This window comes from Pseudomonas sp. DP-17, assembly GCF_022380625.1.
In the GTDB taxonomy this organism is placed as follows: domain Bacteria; phylum Pseudomonadota; class Gammaproteobacteria; order Pseudomonadales; family Pseudomonadaceae; genus Pseudomonas; species Pseudomonas nitroreducens_A.
In genome coordinates this window covers 26,234-50,415 of record NZ_JAKSXG010000020.1, presented here as the reverse complement: position 1 = coordinate 50,415, position 24,182 = coordinate 26,234, and the positions used below count along the sequence as shown (strand labels likewise).

Sequence of the window (24,182 nt, the reverse complement as noted above, 5' to 3'; positions counted from 1 at the left end):
CTAAGCAGGAGATGCGGGCCGCTCGCACGCGAGACAACCGACCGCCACGCTCCCGCCACATCGGCGCCAACCGCAGGGCCGCTATCTAGTGAGATTACAGCTCAGGAAAAGAGTTCGAAGCGCAGTTGGCGCCAGTCGGCATCCAGATGCCCCAGGTAGACGCAGGCGAAACCACGGGGAAAGAGAATGTGCTCGGGGCCGATACCCGGACCTTCGAGTCGCAGCAGGCGACCCCAGGGGTGGTGGCTGACACGCCCGCGCACATCCTCGAGCGCGCCGCCGCGCCACCAGTGAATGGCGGCTTCGGCATCCTCGATGCCGTCGGGCTGCTCGATGCGCACCGGTTCGTCGCGCCAGCCGATCACCCGTTGCGGGTCGAATCCAGCCTGGCGCGCCAGTGGCAACGGTGTGATCCACAGCGCGCCGTCACGCTCCTTGAGCGACACAGCCAAGGGGGACCACTGGGGCTGCTCCAGCGCCCAGAGCAGATCCCCATCGATGGCCAGCGAAGGTTCAGGCTGGGTCTGGATGCGGAAACCGGGACAGACCAGCGCGCCTTCGTGCAGAGGAATCCGGAGCTCGCTCATGCCGGCTCCGGCAGACAATGGCAGCAAAGGAAGATCACAGCGCGGCGCACTTCATCCTCCCTACGGCTGGCGCGCAAACGGCAGCGGCGATTCTAGGGAATCCAGCGGCTCAGGGCGACTTCTGTTTGGCTTTCTGGCGCTCGAGGAAATCCACTTTCCATTGCTCGACGCCCAGGTGCTCGGAATCCAGATTCGCCTCGACGCCGTACTTGGCCTTGAGCGCGGCCACTTCCTCGGCGTGATCGACGAGAAAGCGGTCGAAGCGCTCGACGAGTTCGCCCTGCTTCAGCGTGGAGAGATGGAAGGCGCTGCGCGTGTGCGGCAGCGAAGGATCGAACACCAGCGCCCCCGGTTTCGCGCGGATATTGTCCAGGTAGAAAGTGGCGACCACCACGTTGAAATAAGCGCCGTCGGCCTGCTTCTTCAGCGCGGCGTGGATCATCTGCTTGAGGTCGGCGCTGGGCGCGAGGGTAATCTGCCCCGACTGCACCGGCTGCTCGTAACCGCGCGGCGTCCAGCCCTCCACCAGCGCCAGGCGCTTCAGGGCAGCGAGCCCCTTCCCCAGACGCTCCGGCGCCACCAGTACACCATCGACATACTCGGCCACCGGCTGGCTGTAGCGCAGGGTCGTGCCGGCCTTTTGCCCAGGCGCCCAGTTGGGGTTGTCCGGGTACTTGAAATCGACCTGCCCGGAAAGCAGTGCCGGCAGTAGTGCATCCACCGGCAGCGGGCGGTATTGCAGAGTAATGCCGACGCTGCTGGCGAACAGGTCCAGCGCCTCGCGGGCGAAACCCTGGTAATTGCCCTGCGCGTCGGTGCTGTAGTGCGGTGCGAATGGCAGATTCTCGACGCCGACCACGTAGGTCTGGGCCATACCGACACCTGAAACACCGCTGAAAAGGATGCTGGCAAGCGCGCAGCCGAATGCCTTGAGCTTCAAACGACTCTCCTTGTTACCTGTTGTTCTTGTTCTGTCAGGCGGGCCGGGAGCCCGCCGTGGCGGACTCAGCCACCGGTCATGCTCATGAAGCGCAGTACCTGAACCTGCTGGTCGGCTTCGAAATGATGGCGTTCGGGCTTGAGCTGCAACGCCTGCATCAGCGCTTCGCGCAGGCGCGCGCTGTCGCCGGGGTGATCGCGCAGCAACTGGCGCAGGTCCAGTGCGCCTTCGTGGCCGAGACAGAGCACCAGTTTGCCCTCAGCAGTCACTCGCACCCGATTGCAGTCGCCGCAGAAGTTGTGGCTGTGCGGCGAGATGAAGCCGATGCGGCTGGCGTAGCCGTCGATGCGGTAGTAGCGCGATGGACCACCACTACGTTCAGGCGTGGGCAGCAGTTGCCAGCGCTCGGCGAGCTGCGCGCGAACTTCGTCGCTGCTGCACAGCGTCTGCTTTCGCTCATGGCTGCTGACGCTGCCCAGCGGCATCTCCTCGATGAAACTGATGTCGATGCCCTTCTCCAGGGCGAAGGCCACCAGGTCGCAGACTTCGTCGTCGTTGCGGCCCTTCTGGACCACGGCATTGAGCTTGATGCGCTCGAAGCCGGCCTCGCGGGCGGCGTCGATGCCGTCGAGCACCTGCTCAAGCTTGTCGGAGCGCGTAAAGGCGGCGAAGCGTTCGCGGCGCAGCGAGTCAAGGCTGATATTCAGCCGGCGCACGCCTGCTGCACGCAGCTCGGCCGCGCGCTCGCGCAGTTGCGAGCCATTGGTGGTGATGGACAGATCGTCCAGCTCCGGGCGTGCGCCCAGCCTGGCCAGCAGACCGGTCAGCCCTTTGCGCACCAGCGGCTCGCCGCCGGTGATGCGGATGCGCTTCACGCCCAGGCCGATGAAGGCGTCGGCGACGGCTTCGAGCTCCTCAAGGCTCAACACCTGGTCGCGCGGCAGGAACTGCATGTCTTCGCTCATGCAGTAGGTGCAGCGGAAGTCGCAGCGGTCGGTGACCGACAGGCGCAGGTAGGTGATGCGTCGACCGAAGGGGTCGACCAACTGGGAATCGGACATGGGCAGTGGGAAGTTCCGGATGGCAGGCGCCGAACGAAAGTGCGCTAGAAATACCCTAGAACACCGCCGCTGTACACACAAAATCGACCCACGAGTCAGGAAATTGCTCGTAAGTACCGCGAGAGCCCCAAGTTGAGGGGGCCGAGAGCCCGGTGCTACCATGCCCGGCTCTGTTCTGTGACAACAGCAATAAAAGAAAGAAGACCAGCCAATGACCAGCATTCGCGAGCGTAACCGTCGCCTCATCCTTCGCGCAGCCAGCGAAGAATTCGCCGAGAAGGGTTTCGCGGCGACCAAGACCAGCGACATCGCCGCTCGCGCCGGGCTGCCCAAGCCCAACGTCTACTACTACTTCCAGTCCAAGGAAAATCTCTACCGCTGCGTGCTGGAAAGCGTCGTGGAGCCGCTGCTGCAGGCCTCCGCGCCGTTCCGCGAGGACGACGAGCCAAGCGAGGCGCTGCGCGCCTACATCCGCTCCAAGGTGAAGATTTCCCAGGAACTGCCGCACGCGTCGAAGGTGTTCGCCAGCGAACTGATGCACGGTGCGCCGCATCTGCCCAAGGAATATCTGGATGAGCTGAACGCACAGGCGCAGCGCAATATCGCCTGCCTGCAGAGCTGGATCGACCGCGGCCTGCTGGCGCCGGTGGACCCGCACCACCTGCTGTTCACCATCTGGGCGGCGACCCAGACCTACGCCGATTTCGACTGGCAGATTTCCATTGTCACCGGCAAGACCAGCCTGAGCGACGCGGACTTCGAGGCGGCCACCGATACCATTACCCGCCTGGTACTGCGTGGCACCGCGCCGGACAATGGTGGAGAGCACAAGCCGCAGGGGCGTTTGCGGCCGTTGTCGATCTAACGGTTTTCAACCGCTGCCGCATGGGTATCGCTTCGCTCCACCCATCCTACTGGTGCCGCGGAAACGCGTAGGAGTGACGCGCGGTGATCTGCGCGCCCTTCCCTTCCTGACTCAGCCCGCGTCAGCGACCAGGCCCAGCGCCTGCACGCCACGGATCGCGCATTGCTCGTCGATGTCCGAGGCATCGCCGCTGATACCGATGGCGCCTATCACTTCATTGGCCGAATTGCGGATCAGCACGCCGCCCGGCGCGGGCACCACGTTGCCCTGCGCCAAGGTGTTCACCGCGGCGATGAACGACGGGCGCTGCTGAGCGTCCGCCGCCAGCACGCGCGACGACTTGCCCAGCGCCACCGCGCCCCAGGCCTTGCCGATGGCGATCTGCGGGCGAAGCATGCTCGCGCCATCCTCGCGTTGCAGGCTCAACAGGTGCCCGCCGGCATCCAGCACGGCAATGGTCAGCGGTGCAGTGGACAGCTCGCGGCTGGCGACCAGGGCGTGGCGGGTGATGTCCAGTGCGGTTTCCAGATTCAGGGTGCTCATGAGGTTTTCCTCTTCAAGTTGATAAGACCGATCAAGGTGGATAAGCCGGGGCGACGCCGCGCGTAGATGTCAAAGCTGCGCACACGCGTATCAGAAATCTGTACGCAATCTAGTAGCCGAAGGTCTCACCCAAAGCAACTGAAAAGGACAATTCATATCTATTTTTGTATACATTTTTTCAAACGATAGTTTGACCCAGCGTTCAGGTTTTCGTCGAAAGCCTCGAAATAGAAGGCTTTTAACAAAAAATGACCACTCAGTCCCTCGTATACAACCCGTCTTGACCTCCATCGAATTGCCTGCCTAGAATCGCCTCAACTTTTGTACACAATCAGTATAAGAACCGAGGAACAAAATATGGCCAGAATGAGAGCAATCGAGGCTGCCGTACTTGTCATGCGTCGCGAAGGCGTGGATACCGCCTTCGGCGTACCGGGCGCCGCCATCAACCCCATGTATGCGGCCATGAAGAAACTCGGTGGCATCGATCACGTCCTGGCCCGCCACGTGGAAGGCGCCTCGCACATGGCCGAGGGCTATACCCGCACCAACGCCGGCAACATCGGCGTGTGCATCGGCACCTCCGGCCCTGCCGGCACCGACATGGTCACCGGCCTGTACTCGGCCTCCGCCGACTCCATCCCGATCCTCTGCATCACCGGCCAGGCTCCCCGTGCGCGCATGCACAAGGAAGACTTCCAGGCCGTGGACATCACCAGCATCGTCAAGCCGGTCACCAAGTGGGCGACCACCGTGCTGGAGCCGGGCCAGGTGCCCTATGCCTTCCAGAAGGCTTTCTTCGAAATGCGCAGCGGCCGTCCCGGCCCGGTGCTGATCGACCTGCCATTCGACGTGCAGATGGCCGAGATCGAATTCGATATCGACGCCTACGAGCCGCTGCCGGTGAACAAGCCCAAGGCCAGCCGCGCCCAGGCCGAGAAAGCCCTGGCCCTGCTCAACGACGCCGAGCGTCCGCTGATCTGCGCCGGCGGCGGCATCATCAACGCCGATGCTTCCGACAAGCTGGTGGAATTCGCCGAGCTGACCGGCGTGCCGGTGGTCCCGACCCTGATGGGCTGGGGCACCATCCCGGACGACCACCCGCTGATGGCCGGCATGTGCGGCCTGCAGACCTCGCACCGCTACGGCAACGCCACCGTCCTGGAATCGGACATGGTGTTCGGTATCGGCAACCGCTGGGCCAACCGCCACACCGGTTCCGTCGACGTCTACACCGCGGGCCGCAAGTTCGTTCACGTGGACATCGAACCGACCCAGATCGGCCGCGTGTTCACCCCGGACCTGGGCATCGTTTCCGACGCCGGCTCCGCCCTGGACGTGTTCCTGGAAGTCGCCCGCGAGTGGAAGGCCGCCGGCAAGCTCAAGGACCGCAGCGCCTGGGTCGAGGCCTGCCGCGAGCGCAAGCGCACGATGCAGCGCAAGACCCACTTCGACAACGTGCCGGTCAAGCCGCAGCGCGTCTACGAAGAGATGAACGAGTTCTTCGGCAAGGACACCTGCTACGTCAGCACCATCGGCCTGTCGCAGATCGCCGGCGCGCAGTTCCTGCACGTCTACAAGCCGCGCCACTGGATCAACTGCGGCCAGGCCGGCCCGCTGGGCTGGACCATTCCGGCAGCCCTGGGCGTGGTCAAGGCCGACCCGAGCCGTCAGGTCGTCGCGCTGTCGGGCGACTACGACTTCCAGTTCATGATCGAAGAGCTGGCCGCCGGTGCGCAGTTCAACCTGCCGTACATCCACGTGCTGGTGAACAACTCCTACCTGGGCCTGATCCGCCAGGCGCAGCGCGGCTTCGAGATCGACTACTGCGTGCAGCTGGCCTTCGACAACGTCAACGCCCCGGAACTCAACGGCTACGGCGTGGACCACGTCGCGGTGGTGGAAGGCCTGGGTTGCAAGGCGATCCGCGTGTTCGACCCGAACCAGATCGGTGCGGCCTTCGCCCAGGCTCGCGAGCTGATGCAGCAGCACCGTGTACCGGTGGTGGTCGAGGTCATCCTGGAGCGCGTCACCAACATCTCCATGGGTACCGAGATCAACGCGGTCAACGAGTTCGAAGAGCTGGCCCTGAAAGGTGTCGACGCGCCGACGGCCATCTCGCTGCTCGACTGATCAGCCGGACCGAACGACTCCTCCCTGCGGGGAGGAGCTGGGGGTGGACATTTCCTGGCGGAGAGTCCCCCACCCCCTGCTCTCTTACTTGAAGAAGCCGAGCACCACGCACCACCCGTTCAACAGGAGTGACCCCATGCCCCGTTTCTGCGCCAACCTGTCCATGCTGTTCACCGAGGTGGACTTCCTCGACCGTTTCGAAGCCGCCGCGCGCGCCGGTTTCAGCGGTGTCGAGTACCTCTTCCCGTATGACGTCGAGGCCGAGGTGATCAAGGCCCGCCTGGACGCCAACAAGCTCGAGCAAGTGCTGTTCAACCTTCCGGCGGGCGATTGGTCGAAAGGCGAGCGCGGCATCGCCTGCCACCCGGACCGCGTCGAGGAATTCCGCGCCGGCGTCGACAAGGCCATCGCCTACGCCAAGGTCCTGGGCAACACCCAGGTCAACTGCCTGGCCGGCATCCGCCCGCAGGGTTACGACTGCGCGACCATCGAGAACACCTTCCTGAACAACCTGGAGTACGCGGCCGGAAAGCTCGAAGCCGCGGGCATCAAGCTGGTCATGGAAATGATCAACACGATCGACATTCCCGGCTTCTACCTGCAGACCACGAAGCAGGCCCAGGACATCCGCGAGAAGGTCGGCAGCGCCAACCTGTTCCTGCAGTACGACATCTACCACATGCAGATCATGGAAGGTGACCTGGCGCGGACCCTCGAGAAGAACCTCGCCTCGATCAACCACGTGCAGCTGGCCGACAACCCCGGCCGCCACGAGCCGGGCACCGGCGAGATCAACTACCGCTTCCTGTTCGACCACCTGGACCGCATCGGCTACCGCGGCTGGGTCGGCTGCGAATACAAGCCCAAGACCACTACCGAAGCCGGCCTCGGCTGGCTGAAGAGCCACAACGTGGTGTGACCCGACTCACTTCGTTGGATGGCGTGGAGCGCAGCGATACCCATCCTACGGCCTGCACATCGACTCCCTGGGTACGCAGGGAGCCGAATGCCCAACAAGAACAACCAGGAGAATTCCTCATGGCCAAAATCGGATTCATCGGCACCGGCATCATGGGCCTGCCCATGGCACTGAACCTGCAGAAAGCCGGTCACCAGATCTTCGTTTCCACCCACCACGATGCCGCTCCCGCCGAGCTGGCCAACGGCGGCGCCGTCGCCCTGGCCAACCCCAAGGAAGTCGCCCAGGAAGCCGAGTTCATCATCGTGATGGTCCCGGACACCCCGCAGGTGGAAGACGTACTGTTCCGCAAGGACGGCATCGCCGAAGGCGTGGGCCCGAACAAGGTGGTGATCGACATGAGCTCGATCTCCCCCACCGCCACCAAGACCTTCGCCGAGAAGATCAAGGCCACCGGCGCGCAGTACCTGGACGCCCCGGTCTCCGGCGGTGAAGTCGGTGCCAAGGCCGCTTCCCTGAGCATCATGGTCGGCGGCTGCCCGAACACCTTCGAACGCGCCCTGCCGCTGTTCCAGGCCATGGGCAAGAACATCACCCGCGTCGGCGGCAATGGCGATGGCCAGACCGCCAAGGTGGCCAACCAGATCATCGTCGCCCTGAACATCCAGGCCGTCGCCGAAGCCCTGCTGTTCGCCGCGAAGAACGGCGCCGATCCGGCCAAGGTGCGTGAAGCGCTGATGGGCGGCTTCGCCTCCTCGCGCATCCTCGAAGTGCACGGCGAGCGCATGGTCAAAGGCACCTTCGATCCGGGCTTCCGCATCAGCCTGCACCAGAAGGACCTCAACCTGGCCCTGGCCGGCGCTCGCGAACTGGGCCTGAACCTGCCCAACACCGCCAACGCCCAGCAGGTGTTCAGCACCTGCGCGGCCATCGGCGGCAGCAACTGGGACCACTCCGGCCTGATCAAGGGCCTGGAGCACATGGCCAACTTCTCCATCCGCAAGGACTGAAGAAGCACCTTCGTAGGATGGCGTGGAGCGCAGCGATACCCATCGATCCCGGCACCGCTGCTGGGTGATGGGTATCGCAGGCTCCCCCCATCCTGCGCAGAGCAAGGCGTAGGGCGGATAACGCCAACGGCGTTATCCGCCACGAAGCAAGGTGACGGGCGAAGTTATGGGAGTGGCTTCGCCCGCCACGCTGCAAAGCGACTCGAACACCCGGCCGGAGGGAATCACGGCCTCGCCGGCCGGGGCGTTCGAATCCATCGCTGAGTCTCCTTTTGCGAAGGCGACTGAGCCATGGATACACCACAAGAAGAATCACGGGAGCCTGTCATGAGCCTCGACCCACGCGCCTTCCTGCGCGAGCTGTTCGACACCGCCATTGCCGCCGCGCATCCGGCCCAGGTACTGGCGCAGCACCTGCCCACCGACAAGGGCGGCCGCACCATCGTCATCGGCGCCGGCAAGGCTGCCGGCGCCATGGCCGAAGTCGCCGAGAAGCACTGGAAAGGTGAGGTCCAGGGTCTGGTGGTCGCGCCCTATGGCTACGGAGCCGAGTGCCGCAGCATCGAAGTGGTGGAAGCCTCGCACCCGGTGCCGGACGATGCCGGCGAACGCGTCGCACGCCGCGTGCTGGAGCTGATCAGCGGCCTGTCCGAGAACGACCGGGTGATCTTCCTGCTCTCCGGCGGCGGCTCCGCGCTGCTCGCCCTGCCGGCCGAAGGCATCAGCCTCGACGACAAGCGCAGCGTGAACAAGGCCCTGCTGAAATCCGGCGCCGCCATCAGCGAAATGAACTGCGTACGCAAGCACCTCTCCGCCATCAAGGGCGGCCGCCTGGCACGCGCCTGCTGGCCGGCCAGCGTGTACACCTACGCGATTTCCGACGTGCCCGGCGACGAGGCCACGGTGATCGCCTCCGGCCCCACCGTGGGCGACCCGACCACCTCGGCCGACGCCCTGGCGATCCTCAAGCGCTACGCCATCGACATCCCGGCGAACGTCCGCGCCTGGCTGGAAGACCCGCGCTCGGAGACCGTCAAACCCGGTGACGAATGCCTGTCGCGCAGCCACTTCAAGCTGATCGCCACGCCCCAGCACTCCATCGACGCGGTGGCTGCCAAGGCTGAAGCCGCCGGCATCCCGACACTGATCCTGGGCGACCTGGAAGGCGAGTCCCGCGAGGTGGCCAAGGTCCACGCGGGCATCGCCCGGCAGATTCGCAAGCATGGCCAGCCGCTGAAGGCGCCGTGCCTGATCCTCTCCGGTGGCGAGACCACCGTGACCGTGCGCGGCAATGGCCGTGGCGGACGCAACGCAGAGTTTCTCCTCAGCCTCACCGCCGACCTCAAGGGTGAACCGAACATCTGGGCCCTGGCGGGGGACACCGACGGCATCGACGGCATGGAAAGCAACGCCGGTGCCCTGATGAGCCCATGCAGCTACAGCCGCGCCCTCAAGGCCGGCCTGAACCCGTTGCACGAGCTCGACAACAACAACGGCTACGGCTTCTTCGCCGAACTGGGCGACCTGGTGATCACCCGGCCGACCCGCACCAACGTCAACGACTTCCGCGCCATCCTGGTCCTCGAGAACGACAAATGACTCCTGACAAGAAAGTAAAAATCCTCGCGACCCTGGGCCCGGCGATCAAAAACCGCGACGACATCCGCGCGCTGGTGGAAGCCGGCGCCAACCTGTTCCGCCTGAACTTCAGCCACGGCGAATACAGCGACCACGCCCAGCGTTTCGCCTGGGTGCGGGAAGTGGAAGCCGAACTGAACTACCCCATCGGCATCCTCATGGACCTGCAAGGTCCGAAGCTGCGCGTGGGTCGTTTCTCCGAAGGCGCGGTGCAGTTGGAGAAGGGCCAGACCTTCACCCTCGATCTCAACGACGCACCGGGCGACCAGCAGCGTGTCATGCTGCCCCACCCGGAAATCATCCAGGCGCTGGAGCCGGGCATGAGCCTGCTGCTGGACGATGGCAAGATTCGCCTGCAGGTGCTCAACGCCCACAGCGATGCCATCGAGACCCGCGTGATGAACAGCGGCGAGCTGTCCGACCGCAAGGGCGTCAACGTACCCGAGGCCGTGCTCAAGCTCAGCCCGCTGACCGCCAAGGACCGCCGTGACCTGGAATTCGGCCTGGAGCTGGGCGTGGACTGGGTCGCCCTGTCCTTCGTGCAGCGCCCGGAAGACATCGAGGAAGCCCGCGCACTGATCGGCGACAAGGCGTTCCTCATGGCCAAGATCGAGAAGCCCTCGGCGGTGCAGTCCATCGAAGCCATCGCCCGCCTCTCCGACGCGATCATGGTCGCCCGAGGCGACCTGGGCGTGGAGATGCCGGCCGAGAGCGTGCCGGGCATCCAGAAGCGCATCATCCAGGTCTGCCGCCAGCTCGGCCGCCCGGTGGTGGTGGCGACGCAGATGCTCGAATCGATGCGCTTCTCCCCGGCGCCGACCCGCGCCGAGGTAACCGATGTGGCCAACGCCGTCAGCGAAGGCGCCGATTGCGTGATGCTCAGCGCCGAGAGCGCCTCGGGCCAATACCCCCGTGAATCCGTGGAGATGATGGCGAAGATCATCCGCCAGGTCGAAGCCGAGCCGGATTACCAGGCGACGCTGGAAATCAACCGCCCGGAACCGGACGCCACCGTCTCCGACGCCATCAGCTGCGCGATCCGCCGGATCAGCCGCATCCTGCCGGTGGCGGTGCTGGTGAACTACACCGAGTCCGGCGCCTCGACCCTGCGCGCCTCCCGCGAACGGCCCAAGGCACCGATCCTCAGTCTCACCCCGCAACTGAAATCCGCCCGCCGCCTGACCGTGGCCTGGGGCGTCCATTCGGTGGTCAACGCGCAGCTCGCCCACGTCGACGAGATCTGCTCCACCGCCCTGGACATCGCCCTGGCCCAGCGCATGGCGCGCCGTGGCGATACCGTGGTGATCACCGCCGGCGTGCCCTTCGGCCAGCCGGGCAGCACCAACATGCTGCGGATCGAGACGGTGGCGCCGGCGCTGGAGGTTTAATGCAGGCCTGAAAGCCCTCTCCCCAACCCTGGCTGCGCGCCCCGCTCCGAAGGGAGAGGGGGCAGTTCGGCACCGCCGGTGACGCCGGTGTCCGCCTCCGGCCACTCAAGCCCCCTCTCGCGCTAGCGGGACGGGCTGGGGAGAGGGCAAACGAGTTCAGGAGCCACGCCATACCGCGTGCCTCCGCACCGAGTCACTCCCGGACGGACGGGGCCGGGAATACGGGGCCGCGTCCCCGTCCGTCCGGGTTTGACCTTGCTACTGACGAGTTCAGCAGCAGAAACATGAGCACCGAATGCTTGTCGGTCCATGGCCCCCACGCAGCAACTCCCAATGCTGGCCATGGATTTTCGAGGTTGTTCGCGGTGATCCCGCGGACAGCCTCTTTTCTTTTTCCAGACCCGTGGCGCCGCCCCGTATGGCGGCGTCACAAGAGTCTCACGCAGCGCCCGCCGATGGGGCCCCGATGCCCTACACCCAACGAGGCGCTGCGGAGTCACTTTCAACTGCCCAGATCCCAAATGCCCCTGAACAAATACGTCTCCACCCGGCTGATCGGCTTCGGCCAGATCTACCTGCAGGCCGACGCCCGTTTCGGCCTGATCCTGCTGCTGACCATCGCCTGGTCCGCGCCGCAACTGCTTCCCGGCGCGCTACTCGGTGCGTTGCTCGGCCCGCTCACCGCGCGCTTCGTGCGTGAGCCGCAGACAGACATCGACGCTGGCCTGCACGACTACAACCCGATCCTCATCGGCCTGTTGCTGCCCTTCCTGTTCCAATGGTCCCTGGGGCTGGTGATGCTCTGCGTCGCCGCCATCCTCACCAGCGTCGCGGTGCAGGCGGTGCTGCTGCGCCAGTCACGCCGGCGCTTCGGCCTGCCGGTCTACACCTCGGCCTTCGTGCTGCTGGGCTGGGTGTCCAGCGCGCTGGGCAAGGCCATCGGCCTGGTGCCGGCGGCCGGCGCCACCTGCCTGTCGTGTGGGACAGTGAACCCGCTGCTGGACTCCTCCGCACTGGGCTTCGGCGAAGTGATCTTCCTCGGCGAGCCGCTGGCCGGCCTGACCATCGCCCTCGGCCTGTTGCTGGCGGATCGTCGCGCGGCCTTCTGGGCGCTGGCGGGTGCCGCCGGCGCACTGGCCCTGGCGCCGCTGCTGGACCTGCCCGCCGTCGCGGCCCAGGCCGGTCTGCTCGGCCTGAACGGCGCACTGGCCGGTATCGCCCTGTCGCTGCGATCCCGCAGTCCGTTGGCTCCGCTGTGCGGCATCGTCCTGGCCGTGCTGCTGCAACCCTGCTTCGCGCTGATCGGCCTGCCCGCCTTCACCGCGCCCTTCATCCTCGCCTGCTGGCTGGTGATCCTCGGCCAGCGCGCGCTGGAAGCCCTGCTGTCCGATCCGCGAAGGGAAAACAGCGGCCCGCGTGTATAGTCGAGGGCCCTTTTGCGGCGACGGATCGCACCGATGAACTTCGTGAAATACCAGGCCCTGGGCAACGATTACCTGGTCTACGCGGGCGACGCACCGTTCGCCCTGACCGCCGCGCAGATCGGCCGTGTCTGCGACCGCCACCACGGCGTCGGCTCCGACGGCATCCTGGTGGCGAACCACAGCGATGCCGCCTTCGGCCTGCGCATCCTCAACCCCGACGGCTCCGAAGCGGAGAAGAGCGGCAACGGCCTGCGCATCTTCTCCCGCTACCTCTGGGACTGCGGGCTGGTGGCGGATAAAGCCTTCGACATCGTCACCGCCGGTGGCATCGTCACCAGCCAGGTGGACGACGAGGGCCGTACCGTGGAGGTGTCCATGGGCCGTGCCGAGTTCGCCTGTGCGCGGATTCCGGTACTGATCGATGCCCCTGAGGCTTTGGACTATCCGTTGGAAATCGACGGCGTGGCGCTGAAGATCAACGCCGTATCCATGGGCAACCCGCACTGCGTGGTGTTCGTCGAACAGACCAGCCGCGAGCTGGCCTGTCGCCTCGGCCCGCTACTGGAAAACCATCCACTGTTCCCCAGGCGCAGCAACGTGCAGTTCGTCCAGTGGCTGTCCCGCAACGCGCTGCGCGTGGAAATCTGGGAACGCGGCGCCGGCTACACGCTGTCCTCGGGCACCAGCAGCTGTGCCGCCGCTTCGGTGGCGCGCAAGCTCGGCCTGTGTGACGAGCACATTGACCTGCACCTGGCCGGCGGTCGCCTGGAAATCCGGGTCGAGGACGACTTTAAGGTGACCATGCGCGGCGCCGTGCAGCGGGTCGCCGGCATCGACCTGGACCCGGAAGCCTTCGCCGACCTCGGCTGAGTTGCCGCCTTTTCCCAAGGCAACCGGCATGGATCAATGCCGGTCCGCCCACGCTCGCCCACACTGCGGCGTAACGTCCGCCGAGTAGCTCAATCGACGGGTAACCGCGCATTTCCCGGATGCAGACGGCATAATCCGCCCCCTTCCGCATCCGGCCACGGGTGCGTTCCCCTCATTTACGCAGCGAAAGACGTCATGACTCTTCCAGCTCCCACTCTCCTGCAGCGACTCCAGCGCACCAGCCTGGTCATGCGCATATTCATCGGCATGCTGCTGGGCATCGCCCTGGCCCTGGTCTGGCCGGAAGCGGCCCGCGCCGTCAGCCTGCTCGGCAACCTGTTCATCTCGGCACTGAAGGCTGTGGCCCCGGTCCTGGTACTGGTGCTGGTGATGTCCTCCATCGCCAATCACAAGCAAGGGCAACGCACGCACATCCGCCCAATCCTGCTGCTGTACCTGCTGGGCACCTTCGCGGCCGCACTGGTCGCGGTAGCCGCCAGCTTCGCCTTCCCTTCCACCCTGGTACTCAAGGCCGCAGCCGCGGCGGACGCCACGCCCCCCGGCGGCATCGGCGAGGTGCTCAATACCCTGCTGTTCAGTATCGCCAGCAATCCGGTGAAGGCGCTCCTGGAAGCCAACTTCATCGGCATCCTCGGCTGGGCCGTGGGCCTGGGCATCGCCCTGCGCTACGCACGCCCCGCTACTCGCGAGATGGTCGAAGACCTGGCCAACGGCGTGACACTGATCGTCCGCGTGGTCATCGCGTTCGCCCCGCTGGGCATCTTCGGCCTGGTCGCCAGCACCCTGGCCGAGTCCGGTTTCGATGCGCTGCTGGGCTACGTGCGCCTGCTCGCCGTCCTGCTGGGCTGCATGCTCTTCGTGGCCCTGGTGATCAATCCGCTGATCGTCTTCGTCAAGCTGCGCCGCAATCCCTACCCACTGGTGTTCACCTGCCTGCGCGAAAGCGGTGTCACCGCCTTCTTCACTCGCAGCTCGGCGGCCAACATCCCGGTCAACCTGCAGTTGTGCGAGCGCCTGGGCCTGCATGAAGACACCTACTCGGTGTCCATCCCGCTGGGCGCCACCATCAACATGGCCGGCGCCGCCATCACCATCAGCGTGCTGAGCCTGGCGGCAGCCAACACCCTGGGCATTGCCATCGACCTGCCCAGCGCCCTGCTGCTCTGTGTCGTCGCCTCGCTGTGCGCTTGCGGCGCTTCCGGCGTGGCCGGCGGCTCGCTGCTGCTGATCCCGCTGGCCTGCGGCCTGTTCGGCATTTCCAGCGAAATCGCCATGCAGGTCGTGGCGGTGGGCTTCGTCATCAGCATCCTGCAGGATTCGGCCGAGACCGCGCTGAACTCCTCCACCGACGTGCTGTTCACCGCCGCGGCCTGCATGGCCGAGGGCGACATGGACGAGCCGCAGGCTGGCGAACGCGCCTGATCCTCCCGCCGGGGCGAACCACGCCCCGGCTCCCTCCCGCAGAATTCACCGTTCGTCGGCCATCCCGGCGCGTCCTTCCCCCGCTCAACCCGTTCCTCCCGCCCGCTTCGTCACAAGCAGCATGGACGGACGCCATGGTGGCGTTCCGCAGTGCCGGCCGCCTTCCAGGCCGCGAGGTGAGCACATGCCCTTTCGATTCCATCCTCTGATACTCGCCATGGCCGGCGCGCTGGCCAGTCCCTCGCTGCTGGCCGCGCCGCAGGTGGCCGACAGCCGTATCAGCGCGGTGACCGTCTATACCGACCGTGCCATCGTCACCCGCACCGCCACCCTGCAACTGCCCGCCGGCCAGCACGAGATCGCGCTGGAGCAATTGCCCCTGCGCATCGACGACAACAGCCTGCAGGCCTCGCTCAGCGCCAGCGCAGCCGCGACCCTGCTCGACGTCAGCAGTGCGCCGCAGGTGTCGCCTCCGTCCGAAGACAACCGCCTGCAACAGCTGGACGCGCAGCTGCGCGACCTTGAGCGGCAGGAACGGGAGATCAGCGACCGTGGCAGCGTGCTGGAAAACCAGAAGCAGTTCCTCGCCGACATCCAGACCAGCAGCACCAAGCCGGGCAAGAACCAGGCCCTGCCGAGCATCGACGAGCTGAAGAGCCTGCTGCAGATGAGCGAGGGCAACCTGGGCCGCATCCTCGACGAGCAGCGCAAGCTCGACCAGCAGAACGAGGAGCTGCAGCAGCGCAAGCAGGAGCTGGAGAACCAGCGCAGCCACCTGGCCGGGGACGGCACCCACTACAAGCGCGCAATCCTGCGCGTGGCGCTGGAGAAGCCCGCGCAGGTCCAATTGCAGCTCAGCTACACGCTCTACGACGCCTCCTGGCGCCCGGCCTACGACGCCCGCCTGCGCGACGGCGAGGACAAGATCGAGATGACCTACCAGGGCATCGTCCGGCAGAGCAGCGGCGAGGACTGGACCGACGTCGACCTCACCCTGTCCACCGCCCGCCCCAACCTGGGCAGCAGCGTACCGGCGCTCTCGCCATGGTTCGTCGACACCGTCGATCCGCGCGCGGTAATGGCCGCACGGCCCGCGCCGGCGCCAGCTGCGCCGATGGTGGCGCTGGAGGCGAAGAAGGCCCAGCGCTTTGCTGCCGACGAGATGGCCATGGCCGGCTCCCTGGCGGAGATGGCGGAGATGCCCGTCGCCGTCGCCGAAGTCAGTGGCGCCACCACCAGCGCCTCCTTCCACATTCCGACCCGCGCCACGCTGAACAGCGACGGCAGCTCGCAGAAGGTCGCCATCGCCCAGTTCAAGCTGCCAGCAACCTTCCGCTACCTGGCCACGCCGTCGCTGCGCGAAGCCGCCTACCTGCAGGCCGACACCCGCAACGCCAGCGACTACCCGCTGCTGCCAGGCACGCTCAACACCTACCTGGGCAACACCTTCGTCGCCAGCGGCCAGCTGCGCGCGGTGATGCCGGGCGAGACCTTCGAGCTGGCCCTGGGCGGCGACGAGGCCATGTCAATCAAGCGCAAGCTGGTCAACCGCTACACCGACTACACCGGCCTCACCGGCGGGCGCAAACGCGTCACCTACGAGTTCCGCATCGACGCGCAGAACAACCACAAGACCGAGCAGCGCCTGCAGTTCAAGGACCAGCTGCCGGTCTCGCGCAACGAGCAGATCAAGGTTGCCCTGCTGGAGCCAGAAGGCCAGTCCGCTGCCCGCGAGGACGACGGCAAGCTGCTGTGGGACTGGCAGCTGAAACCGGGCGAGAAGCGCAGCACCACCTTCAAGTTCAGCGTGGAGTATCCCAAGGAGCTGGACGTCAGCGGGCTGGACTGAGGGCCCGGGGCGGTCATTGCCCGGCAGGCCTGCCAGGCTGCCGGCAAGCGCTTTCTGTACAGTGCATGGGTATCGGGCAGACCACTGCTGCCCGCATAAGCAAATAGCCTTTAAGTATTTAAGTGGCATATAACCTGTCGGCATAATCGCTACCCAACAACACTGCCAAAAGGAACTGCTCGTGAAACGTCTGTTCAGCGCCTCGCTGCTGGCCGCCGGCCTCGCCCTGGCCACCGCCGCCCAGGCCGCCCAGCCCTTGCTCAACGTCTCCTACGACGTGATGCGCGACTTCTACAAGGACTACAACGCCGCCTTCCAGAAACACTGGCAGGCCGAGAAAGGCGAGAAGATCACCATCCAGATGTCCCACGGCGGCTCCAGCAAGCAGGCCCGCGCGGTGATCGACGGCCTGCCGGCCGACGTCATCACCATGAACCAGGCCACCGATATCGACGCCCTGGCCGACAACGGCGGCCTGGTGCCCAAGGACTGGGCGACCCGCCTGCCGAACGACAGCGCGCCCTTCACCTCCGCCACGGTGTTCATCGTGCGCAAGGGCAACCCCAAGGGCCTGAAGGACTGGGACGACCTGGTCAAGCCGGGCATCCAGGTCGTGGTGCCGAACCCGAAGACCTCGGGCAATGGCCGCTACACCTACCTCTCCGCCTGGGGCTACGCGCAGAAACATGGCGCCGATGAAGCCAAGGCCAAGGAATTCGTCGCCCAGCTGTTCAAGAACGTCCCGGTACTGGATACCGGCGGCCGCGCAGCAACCACCACCTTCATGCAGAACCAGATCGGCGACGTGCTGGTGACCTTCGAGAACGAAGCCGAGATGATCGCCCGCGAGTTCGGCCGTGGCGGCTTCGAAGTGGTCTACCCGACCGTCTCCGCCGAAGCCGAGCCGCCGGTGGCCGTGGTCGACAAGGTAGTCGACAAGAAAGGCACCCGCGCCGAAGCCGAGGCCTACCTGAAGTACCTGTGGTCCGACGAAGGCCAGACCATCGCCGCCAATAACTACCTGCGCCCGCGCAACCCGCAGGTGCTGGCCAGGTTCTCCGACCGCTTCCCGAAGGTGGACTTCTTCTCCGTGGTGAAGACCTTCGGCGACTGGCGCACCGTGCAGAAGACCCACTTCGCCGACGGTGGCGTGTTCGACCAGATCTACACCCCGAACTGATTCACGGGTACGGGAAAGTCAAAAGCCGGAGCTGCCCAGCAGCCCCGGCTTTTTTCATGGCACAGCATCTGCGTGCAGGAGCGGGCTTGCTCGCGAGCCCGCTCAGCAACGGAATCGCCGGGGAATCCATTCGCGAGACTCGTAGGATGGGTGGAATGCAGCGATACCCATGCTGCATCGGCACCGGGCCAATCGATGGGTATCGCTTCGCTCCACGCCATCCTCCGAACGCACCACGTCATCCCTTCCAACCGACCTCGCGCAATGCCGCCAGCAGCCGCTCCCCAGTCAGGGCAGGCACCCGCACGCCATCATCGGTGCGCATGTCCTGGCCGGCCAGCAGCACGTTGACGATGGCCTCCTCCACCGCCTCGGCAGCGGCTGAGAACAACGGCGAGATATGGTCGTTGTTGACCATCTCCAACGCCGTGGCGAGCGGCAGGTTCTTGCGCCCGTAGTCCGCCGGCGGCAGGTCGCGGTTGCCGGTGGCGAAGGCGAGGAAAATGTCGCCGCTGGAGTCGTCCGTCCCGCCGCCGGTACGGGCGATCCCCAGCGAGGCGCGCTGCGCCAGGCGCTGGCACTGGTGCGGCAACAGTGGCGCGTCGGTGGCGAGGATCACCACGATGGAGCCCATGCCCGGCGTGCCCTGCTGGGCGAAGGGCGACGGCAGATCGCCCAGATGGCGACCCACCGGGTAACCATCCACGCGCAGTTCACGGCGCTGGCCGTGGTTGGCCTGCACCAGTGCGCCCACAGTCCAGCCACCCTGCTCCGCCGGCAGCTTGCGCGAGGAAGTGCCGATGCCGCCCTTGAACTCGTGGCAGATCATCCCCGTGCCGCCGCCCACCGGGCCTTCCCGTACCGGGCCGGATTCAGCCGCGGCCAGCGCCTCGCGCACCTGCTCGGCGCCAACGTGCTGGCCCCAGATGTCGTTGAGCAGGCCATCGTAGGTTTCCATCACCACCGGCATGCACCAGTAGACGGACGGGTCCGCCAGCTCGGCATGCTCGGCGGCGATCAACGCATCGCGCACCGCGCCCACGCTGTGGGTGTTGGTGATGGCGATGGGCGTGGTCAGCAGGCCCGCCTCGCGGATCCACTCCAGCCCTGTAGCATCGCCGTTGCCGTTGAGTACATGGCAACCGGCGAAACAGGGTTGCTGGCGCGCCACCCCTTCGCGCGGCTGGACCACCGTGACCCCGGTGCGCACGGCGCGACCATCGCGCTCGCCGATCAGGGTGCTATGGCCGACGCGGATGCCGGGGACATCGGTGATGGCGTTGAACTCGCCGGGTGTGCCCAGGCCGAGGGTGATGCCGAGTTGACGAGCGCGCATGCGGACTCCTTGCAGTTAAAGCTTCTGGAAGGCCGGGCTGAGCTTGCCGTAGGTGCTGTAGAGAATCACCGACACGGCCAGTATCCCGACAATGATCATGACGTCCCGCGAGGAAGCGTCCAGTAGCAGGTTGAGCAACAGGTAGCCGGCACCGATCACCGCCAGCATCGCTGGCAACGGCCACAGCGGCATGCGGTACGGGTGCTCGCGGTCGCGGCGCAGCACGCGGCTGAACAGTGCGCAGAGCGCCACCACCAGGTAGACCATCACCAGCAGCAGCACGGTGAAGGAGGTCAGGTCCGCCAGGTTCGAGCTGAAGCTCAGCGCCGCCGAGGGCACGCCGAGGAACAGCGTGGCGATCCACGGCGATTCCCAGCGCGGGTGGATGCGGGTGAAGGCGCGGTTCATCAGCGGCGTCCACAGCTCGTCGCGGCCGCTGCTGAAGATCACCCGGCCGACCTGGATGACGATGGCGACGATGGCGTTGAACACCGAGAGGAAGATGCCGGCGCTGACCAGCCGCGACAGCGTTTCATTGCCGTGGGCGGTGAGCAGGTAGCCGACCGGATCGGGGCTGGCGATCATGTCCTTGAGCGAAGGCGCGCCCAACAGCAGTGCGGTCAGCGGGACTATCTCGATCGCCACCACCAGCACCAGCGACCAGATCACCGCGCGATGTACGTTGCGCCCGCCGCACTTCATGTCCTCGGCCAGCAGCACCGCACCGCCGAAGCCGTTGTAGGAGAACAGCGCGGTGCCCACGGCACCGATCACCAGCGCCCAGGGCGCGGCGGCCAGTATCCCGCCGTCGATATGCTGCGGGTCCACCAGCACGCTCACCGGCTGGCTGACATGGCCGAAGCCGAGAACCACGATGACCAGCAGCGCCGCCACTTCGCAGAGCAGGAACACACCGGTGATCCAGGCGTTGACCCGGATGTTGAGGATGCCCAGCACGTAGCTGGCGGCGACTATCACCAGGGCGACGGTCTGGGTGTCGAAGTTCGTTCCCAGGGCGTTGTTGAGGTAGGTCGCCGCGCCCGTCGCCAGTACCGGCGGAATGAACAGCAGCGAGACCAGCACGGTGAGGAAGGTGGCGTAACCGGCGAGGCCGCCGAACACGCGCTTGGCGTAGACGTACTCGCCACCAGCGGAACTGTGGGCACGGCCGAGCTCGGCGTAGCACCAGGCGAACATCAGCGCCAGGAAGCCGGCGAAGACGAAGGCCAGGAAGGCACCACTGCCGGCCTGCTGGATGGCGAACGGAGCAATGACGAAAACGGAGCTGGCGGGGGTCACCGCCGAGACGGTGATGGCGACCACGTCGAGCACGCCCAGGCTGGGCTTGAGCGCGCTCGCTGGCGCAGGGGAAGCGCTCATATCGTTGTTTCCTCGTGTTGTTATTGGTGGCTGAGGCAGGAACGAAGACCTTGTCGCGCCCTCTGTGCGGGGCGCTGCGTGGGGTGCAGTCTGGACATGGCGCCGGTGGCGGCCAATCACCATTTGGGGTTACGCCCTCTTGACGGTGCCCGGGTAAAAGGAGGAAACCGTGAGCCGAATCCACGCCACGCCCTTGCGGAGATACCCCCGACGATGCACACCCTGTTCCGCGAGGTCGGCATGCACGCCAACCTCGGCCGCGCCATCGAGCAGATCGGCCAGCCGCGCTTCTGGAAGCAGTTGGTCCTGTTGCTGCACCAGTGGCTGCCGTTCGATAACGCCCTGGCGATGTTCTACCCGGCCAGCGGTACCCCGGTGGCGCTGGAGGAATACGACGCAGAGCCCACCGCCGGGCCGGCCGCCATGGCCATCTACCTCGACGGCCTGTTCCAGCTCGACCCCTTCTACCAGGCGTGCCGCGAGGGCGTACCCAGCGGGCTGTACCGGCTGGAGGAAATCGCCCCGGACCAGTTCCGCCAGAGCGAGTACTTCCTCAGCTACTTCCACGACAACGTGCTGGAGGACGAGGTGCAGTTCATCCTCCAGCTGCCCGGCCAGGGTGCGCTGTCACTGTCGCTGGGTATGCGCCGGTTGTTCGATGGCGAGCAGACCGGCCTGCTGGCGATGCTCTGTCCCTGGGTGCTGGCGCTGATGCAGCAGCATTGGCAGCAACGCAGCCAGCGCCTGCTTCCCGGCACCAGCGACGGCGTAGCGGTACAGGTGCGCGATGCCCTGAGCCAGTTCGGCGCCGGCGTCCTCTCGGAGCGCGAGCTGGAGATTGCCCGGTTGATCCTGCGGGGTTACTCCTCCAAGGCCATGGCCGAGCGCCTGGCGATCTCGCCGGAGACCATCAAGGTCCACCGCCGCCACCTGTACAACAAGCTCGACATCTCCTCGCAGCCGGAGCTGTTCTCGCTGTTCCTGCAGTCGCTGGGGCACGACCCGCAGAACCCCTGAGCGGTCCCAGGCCGTCCATGGGCGCGGCTGATGCCGTGCCATTCGCGCCCAGCAGGACACCCCGCTGGCGCTGCACGGACACTACCGCCAACGGCGTGCGCTTCTAGACTGGTGCCGTCCCCCTCCAACAATCACAAGAGGACAGCCCGATGAACGCACGCGCCCACTTCACCCACATGGAAGACGGCAGCGCCGAGGACTGGGCGATCATCGCCAAGGACTTCGGCCAGTACGCGGCCCTCCTGCCCGACCGGATACTGGCCCACCTGCGCCTGCTCGACGGCGACTTCGGCGGCTTCCCGGTGGACCGCCTGACCCACTCGCTGCAGACCGCCACCCTGGCCCACCGCGACGGCCGCGACGAGGAATACGTGGTCTGCGCCCTGCTCCACGACATCGGCGACACCCTCGGCTCGTTCAACCACGCCGACATCGCCGCGGCCATCCTCAAGCCGTTCGTCAGCGAGGAGAACCTGTGGATGATCGAGAAGCATGCGATCTTCCAGGGGTACTACTTCTTCCATCACCTGGGCCTGGACCGGCACCTGCGCGAGCAGTTCAAGGACCACCCGCAGTTCGAGCAGACCATCGAATTCTGTGCGCGCTACGACGCCGCCGCCTTCGACCCGGAAGGTGAAGTGCTACCCCTGGAGTTCTTCGAACCCATGCTGCGCCGGGTCTTTGCCCAGCCCCGCCGCTCCATCTACCAGAAGCCCGACGGCACCATGGCCTGAGGGTCCCAGGGCGACCGGCGGTTCGCGACGAAGAGTGGCGAACCGCCGCTGGCCCGGGGGCTGCGCATGGAATAAGATCCCTCCCAAAATCAGACGCGCAATCGGCCAAAAGCCTACGCACACCAGGGAAGTTTCTTGCGCATGAAGCCTAACGTTCTTGAGCGCTCCAGCACGCCGCTCACCCCCGCCCCCCTGCGCGAATACCATTCCCGCGTGCTGGCCTACATTGCCGTTGCCGCGACCATTACCGCCGGCACCTTCGCCAAGTACTTCGGCTACGACATCCTCTGGATGATTCCGTACGCCCTGCTCTACCCGCACCTCGCCCAGCAGGTCAGCCGCCGCTTCAAGCGCGACAACCCACAACGTACCCGCCTGGTGCTGCTGTTCATCGACGCCCTGCATGCCGGCATCGCCACCACGCTGCTGGGCTTCTCCGAGGTGCCCAGCCTGATGCTGGTGCTGATCCTTGCCTTCTCCGCACTGATCATCGGCGGCCTGCGTTCGCTGGGCCTGGCGCTGCTGGTGGCGCTGAGCGCCGCCGTACTCAGCGCCGCGCTGATCTCACCGGCCTACAAGGGCCAGACGCCGAGCATCGTCGCACTGGTCAGCGTGCTGTTCTCCACCCTGTACATCTGCATCACCGCCTTCTTCGTGCACCAGCAGGGCCTGCGCCTGGCACAGGCCCGTTCGGACATCACCCTGGAGCAGGAAAAGGCCGCGCGCCTGGCCAGCAACCTGGCCAAGTACCTGTCGCCGCAGGTGTGGGAATCGATCTTCAGCGGCAAACGCACGGTGCGCCTGGAGACCCAGCGCAAGAAGCTCACGGTGTTCTTCTCCGACATCAAGGGCTTCACCGAGCTGTCCGAGGAACTCGAGGCCGAAGCCCTCACCGACATGCTCAACAACTACCTCAACGAGATGTCGAAGATCGCCCTGAAATACGGCGGCACCATCGACAAGTTCGTCGGCGACTGCGTGATGGTGTTCTTCGGCGACCCGGCCACCCAGGGCGCGAAGAAGGACGCCGTGGCCGCCGTGTCCATGGCCGTGGCCATGCGCAAGCACATGAAGGTCATGCGCCAGCAGTGGCGCGCCCAGGGCATCACCAAGCCGCTGGAAGTGCGCATGGGCCTGAACACCGGCTACTGCACCGTGGGCAACTTTGGCGCCGATACGCGCATGGACTACACCATCATCGGCCGCGAAGTGAACCTCGCCAGCCGCCTGGAAAGCGCCGCCGAGGCCGGCGAGATCCTCATCAGCCACGAGACCTATTCGCTGGTGAAGGACGTGCTGATGTGCCGCGACAAGGGCCAGATCGCCGTGAAAGGCTTCAGCAAACCGGTGCAGATCTACCAGGTGGTCGACTTCCGCCGCGACCTGGGCTCCAACCCCAGCTTCGTCGAGCACGAGGTGCCGGGCTTCTCCATGTACCTGGACACCAACAACGTGCAGAACTACGACAAGGAACGGGTCATCCAGGCGCTGCAGCAGGCGGCGGAGAAGCTCAAGGACAAGATCATTCTCTGATCCGTTTCCGCTTCGTCAGCGCACGCCGCTGCGTGCGCTTTTCCCGTTGATGCACACCCTCGCCCGGCCAATCGCGGACAGAGTCCGCTCCTACGCGCGCCGGCGGTTCCTCTGCAAAACCCAGTCCCCTCTGCACGCAGCCAAGGCACAACTGCAGGAGCGAGCTTGCTCGCGAACCCACCCAACTCCGGAGCTGCCGGGAAACGATTCGCGAGCAAGCTCGCTCCTACAAAAGACACGCCGCCGCGCCAACCACCCGCGCATAAAAAAGCCCGCTCAAATGAGCGGGCTGGAAAGGCTCCGGCGCTTCACGTTCACCGGGCCGAATTGCT

20 protein-coding genes are annotated in these 24,182 nt (G+C 65.8%); 14 read left to right on the top strand and 6 right to left on the bottom strand.

Annotated elements, in window-relative coordinates; translation table 11 throughout:
• Positions 1–101 precede the first annotated feature (101 nt).
• The 3 genes from MJ122_RS28875 to moaA all read right to left on the bottom strand — a co-directional run bounded on the left by MJ122_RS28875 (position 102) and on the right by moaA (position 2,588).
• Complete coding sequence (locus MJ122_RS28875) at positions 102–587, bottom strand: hypothetical protein (protein ID WP_088418176.1); 486 nt, start codon at positions 585–587, stop codon at positions 102–104.
• Between the two features lie 109 nt (positions 588–696).
• Positions 697–1,461 carry a transporter substrate-binding domain-containing protein gene (locus MJ122_RS28870; RefSeq protein WP_239747056.1) on the bottom strand — a complete coding sequence of 255 codons (765 nt, stop codon included), beginning with the start codon at positions 1,459–1,461 and terminating at the stop codon, positions 697–699.
• Positions 1,462–1,592: 131 nt separating this feature from the next.
• On the bottom strand, positions 1,593–2,588 hold the full coding sequence (gene moaA, locus MJ122_RS28865) for a GTP 3',8-cyclase MoaA (protein ID WP_239747055.1): 996 nt from the start codon (positions 2,586–2,588) through the stop codon (positions 1,593–1,595).
• A 211-nt stretch (positions 2,589–2,799) separates the two neighbouring features.
• On the opposite strand from moaA, the gene MJ122_RS28860 reads away from it, so the two are divergent.
• The gene (locus MJ122_RS28860; protein WP_088418172.1) at positions 2,800–3,453 is read left to right on the top strand and encodes a TetR/AcrR family transcriptional regulator; all 654 of its coding nucleotides are present in this window, start codon (positions 2,800–2,802) and stop codon (positions 3,451–3,453) included.
• Positions 3,454–3,564: 111 nt separating this feature from the next.
• On the opposite strand, the gene MJ122_RS28855 is transcribed toward MJ122_RS28860, so the two are convergent.
• Complete coding sequence (locus MJ122_RS28855; RefSeq protein WP_017516475.1) at positions 3,565–3,996, bottom strand: heme-binding protein; 432 nt, start codon at positions 3,994–3,996, stop codon at positions 3,565–3,567.
• A 357-nt stretch (positions 3,997–4,353) separates the two neighbouring features.
• Here MJ122_RS28855 and gcl point away from each other — a divergent pair, with 357 nt between their 5' ends.
• The 10 genes from gcl to MJ122_RS28805 all read left to right on the top strand — a co-directional run bounded on the left by gcl (position 4,354) and on the right by MJ122_RS28805 (position 17,850).
• Positions 4,354–6,129, top strand: a complete 1,776-nt coding sequence (gene gcl, locus MJ122_RS28850) for a glyoxylate carboligase (RefSeq protein ID WP_239747054.1) — start codon at positions 4,354–4,356, stop codon at positions 6,127–6,129.
• Between the two features lie 136 nt (positions 6,130–6,265).
• Positions 6,266–7,048 carry a hydroxypyruvate isomerase gene (hyi, locus tag MJ122_RS28845; RefSeq protein WP_239747053.1) on the top strand — a complete coding sequence of 261 codons (783 nt, stop codon included), beginning with the start codon at positions 6,266–6,268 and terminating at the stop codon, positions 7,046–7,048.
• Positions 7,049–7,167: 119 nt separating this feature from the next.
• Positions 7,168–8,058 (top strand): 2-hydroxy-3-oxopropionate reductase, encoded by an 891-nt coding sequence (locus MJ122_RS28840; RefSeq protein WP_239747052.1) that lies wholly within the window; start codon positions 7,168–7,170, stop codon positions 8,056–8,058.
• 327 nt (positions 8,059–8,385) lie between these two features.
• Complete coding sequence (locus MJ122_RS28835; protein WP_239747051.1) at positions 8,386–9,657, top strand: glycerate kinase; 1,272 nt, start codon at positions 8,386–8,388, stop codon at positions 9,655–9,657.
• A complete protein-coding gene (gene pyk, locus MJ122_RS28830; protein ID WP_239747050.1) occupies positions 9,654–11,084 on the top strand; it encodes a pyruvate kinase in 1,431 nt (476 codons plus the stop codon). Before MJ122_RS28835 ends, pyk begins: the two co-directional genes overlap by 4 nt.
• A gap of 521 nt (positions 11,085–11,605) precedes the next feature.
• Positions 11,606–12,508: an urea transporter gene (locus MJ122_RS28825; RefSeq protein ID WP_239747049.1), complete on the top strand. Its 903-nt coding sequence runs from the start codon at positions 11,606–11,608 to the stop codon at positions 12,506–12,508.
• 33 nt (positions 12,509–12,541) lie between these two features.
• Positions 12,542–13,378 carry a diaminopimelate epimerase gene (gene dapF, locus MJ122_RS28820; RefSeq protein WP_239747048.1) on the top strand — a complete coding sequence of 279 codons (837 nt, stop codon included), beginning with the start codon at positions 12,542–12,544 and terminating at the stop codon, positions 13,376–13,378.
• 195 nt (positions 13,379–13,573) lie between these two features.
• Positions 13,574–14,821, top strand: coding sequence for a serine/threonine transporter SstT (sstT, locus tag MJ122_RS28815; RefSeq protein ID WP_088418156.1), 1,248 nt, complete (start codon positions 13,574–13,576; stop codon positions 14,819–14,821).
• Between the two features lie 184 nt (positions 14,822–15,005).
• Positions 15,006–16,670 (top strand): mucoidy inhibitor MuiA family protein, encoded by a 1,665-nt coding sequence (locus MJ122_RS28810; RefSeq protein ID WP_239747047.1) that lies wholly within the window; start codon positions 15,006–15,008, stop codon positions 16,668–16,670.
• A gap of 181 nt (positions 16,671–16,851) precedes the next feature.
• Entirely contained in the window at positions 16,852–17,850 is a 999-nt protein-coding gene (locus tag MJ122_RS28805; protein WP_239747046.1) for a sulfate ABC transporter substrate-binding protein, read from the top strand.
• Between the two features lie 238 nt (positions 17,851–18,088).
• Here MJ122_RS28805 and MJ122_RS28800 read toward each other — a convergent pair whose 3' ends face one another.
• Positions 18,089–19,186 carry a P1 family peptidase gene (locus tag MJ122_RS28800; RefSeq protein ID WP_239747045.1) on the bottom strand — a complete coding sequence of 366 codons (1,098 nt, stop codon included), beginning with the start codon at positions 19,184–19,186 and terminating at the stop codon, positions 18,089–18,091.
• A 15-nt stretch (positions 19,187–19,201) separates the two neighbouring features.
• Positions 19,202–20,566: an APC family permease gene (locus MJ122_RS28795; protein WP_088418148.1), complete on the bottom strand. Its 1,365-nt coding sequence runs from the start codon at positions 20,564–20,566 to the stop codon at positions 19,202–19,204.
• A 213-nt stretch (positions 20,567–20,779) separates the two neighbouring features.
• On the opposite strand from MJ122_RS28795, the gene MJ122_RS28790 reads away from it, so the two are divergent.
• The 3 genes from MJ122_RS28790 (at position 20,780) to MJ122_RS28780 (ending at position 23,850) form a co-directional block, all read left to right on the top strand.
• Complete coding sequence (locus MJ122_RS28790) at positions 20,780–21,583, top strand: helix-turn-helix transcriptional regulator (protein WP_088418146.1); 804 nt, start codon at positions 20,780–20,782, stop codon at positions 21,581–21,583.
• A 149-nt stretch (positions 21,584–21,732) separates the two neighbouring features.
• Positions 21,733–22,317: an HD domain-containing protein gene (locus tag MJ122_RS28785; RefSeq protein WP_017516704.1), complete on the top strand. Its 585-nt coding sequence runs from the start codon at positions 21,733–21,735 to the stop codon at positions 22,315–22,317.
• A 141-nt stretch (positions 22,318–22,458) separates the two neighbouring features.
• A complete protein-coding gene (locus MJ122_RS28780; protein WP_017516705.1) occupies positions 22,459–23,850 on the top strand; it encodes an adenylate/guanylate cyclase domain-containing protein in 1,392 nt (463 codons plus the stop codon).
• Positions 23,851–24,182: the final 332 nt, after the last annotated feature.